Source organism: Streptomyces sp. NPDC060209, from assembly GCF_042728155.1.
Lineage (GTDB): Bacteria > Actinomycetota > Actinomycetes > Streptomycetales > Streptomycetaceae > Streptomyces.
This window is the reverse complement of sequence record NZ_JBHWZS010000547.1, coordinates 1-2183: the sequence shown is the minus strand read 5'-3', so window position 1 is coordinate 2183 and position 2183 is coordinate 1. Positions and strand designations below refer to the sequence as shown.

The following is a 2183-nucleotide window of genomic DNA, read 5'->3' as shown; positions in this document are numbered from 1 at the left end:
GTGCCGCGGACACCCGCGGCACAGGGGCCCGGTTCGTTATCAAGCGGCGGCCTGTTGCCTCTTACGCGACGGTCCCACGCGCTCTACTCTGATCACCACCCGTTAGTTACTCGCCAGTTAAACAAGCAGGTCGAGCGGGAACGAGAAGCAGGACATTCAAGCAGCAGCACCCATAAGCCGGTCGTAGCAATGCCGCAGGCCCGGAGGACGTCGTGAGCGACACACAGACCTTGATCGATAGCCGACCGCCCTCGGTGGCGACTCTCTTCATCGACCGCGTGGCGGCCACACCGGACGGTGAGGCGTACCGCTACCCGGTGCCGGCCGCCTCGGGCCAGGGCCCGGACGACTGGAAGTCACTCACCTGGGCGCAGGCCGCCGAGCGGGTCCACGCCATCGCGGCCGGTCTGATCGCTCTGGGTGTCCAGCCGGAGGAGCGTGTCGCGCTCGCCTCGTCCACCCGCGTCGAGTGGATCCTCGCCGACCTCGGCGTGATGTGCGCGGGCGCGGCGACCACGACGATCTACCCCTCCACGAACACCGAGGAGTCCGCCTTCATCCTGGCCGACTCCGACAGCCGCGTGCTGATCGCCGAGGACGCCGCCCAGCTGGCGAAGGCCCGGGAGAACAGGGCCGAGCTGCCTGAACTGGCGCATGTCGTCGTCATCGATCCGGCCGGCGCCGAGCCGGTGGAGGGCGACCCCGAGGGCTGGGTCCTCTCATTGGCCGAGCTCGAGGCCCGGGGCACCGAATACCTGGTGAAGAACCCGGACGCGATCACCGACCGGGTCGCCGCCATCACCCCCGACCAGCTGGCGACCCTGATCTACACCTCGGGCACCACGGGCCGTCCCAAGGGTGTACGGCTGCCGCACGACAACTGGTCGTACATGGCCAAGGCGACCGTGGCGACCGGCCTGATCACCGCGGGCGACGTCCAGTACCTCTGGCTGCCACTCGCGCACGTCTTCGGCAAGGTGCTCACGTCCGGCCAGATCGAGGTCGGTCACGTCACGGCCGTCGACGGCCGCGTCGACAAGATCATCGAGAACCTCCCGGTGGTCCAGCCGACCTACATGGCCGCTGTTCCCCGGATCTTCGAGAAGGTCTACAACGGGGTCGCGGCCAAGGCACGGGCCGGCGGCGGCGCCAAGTACAAGATCTTCCAGTGGGCGGCCGGCGTCGCCCGCGAGCACGCCACGGTGTCGCAGGACAACTTCCGGCGCACGGGCAAGGCCTCCGTGCCGTTCGCGCTCGGCGCCAAGCACAAGGTCGCCGACACCCTCGTCTTCGCGAAGATCCGTGAGGCCTTCGGCGGACGGCTCCGCGCCTGCGTCTCCGGCTCCGCGGCCCTGGCCCCCGACATCGGCCTCTTCTTCTCCGGAGCGGGCATCCACATCCTGGAGGGCTACGGCCTGACCGAGTCCAGCGCCGCCTCCTTCGTCAACCCGGGCGAGGCCTACCGCACCGGCACCGTCGGCAAGCCGCTCCCCGGCACCGAGGTCCGGATCGCGGACGACGGCGAGATCCTGCTGCGCGGCCCCGGGCTGATGGAGGGCTACCACCGGCTGCCCGAGAAGACCGCCGAGGTGCTGGAGTCCGACGGCTGGTTCCACACCGGTGACATCGGCGAGCTGTCCGAGGACGGTTACCTGCGGATCACCGACCGCAAGAAGGACCTGATCAAGACGTCGGGCGGCAAGTACATCGCCCCGGCCGAGGTCGAGGGACAGTTCAAGGCGGTGTGCCCGTTCGTCTCCAACATCCTGGTGCACGGCGCGGACCGTAACTTCTGCACCGCCCTCATCTCGCTCGACGAGCCGACCATCCTCGGCTGGGCGCAGGAGAACGGACTGGGCGGCAAGCCGTACGCCGACGTGGTGGCGTCCCCGCAGGCCGTGGAACTCATCGAGGGCTATGTGAAGCGGCTCAACGAGGGTCTGCAGCGCTGGCAGACCATCAAGAAGTTCCGGCTCCTGCCGCGCGACCTCGACATCGAGCACGGGGAGCTGACCCCCAGCCTCAAGCTGAAGCGCCCGGTCGTCGAGCGCGAGTACCGGGACCTCATCGACGACATGTACGCGGGCTCCCGCGAGGCGTAGACGACACGCAGGCGGGCTCCAGCGAGGCATGGCAGCCGAAGGAGCACGTCGGAGCCGGGGCCGGTGGGTGCGGGAGCACCC

The 2183-nt window shown here is 69.1% G+C and carries 1 protein-coding gene; it reads left to right on the top strand.

Features of this window, described 5'->3' with window-relative positions; translation table 11 throughout:
• Positions 1–212: 212 nt before the first annotated feature.
• Positions 213–2102, top strand: coding sequence for an AMP-dependent synthetase/ligase (locus tag ACFWFI_RS42435; protein ID WP_387401265.1), 1890 nt, complete (start codon positions 213–215; stop codon positions 2100–2102).
• Positions 2103–2183: the final 81 nt, after the last annotated feature.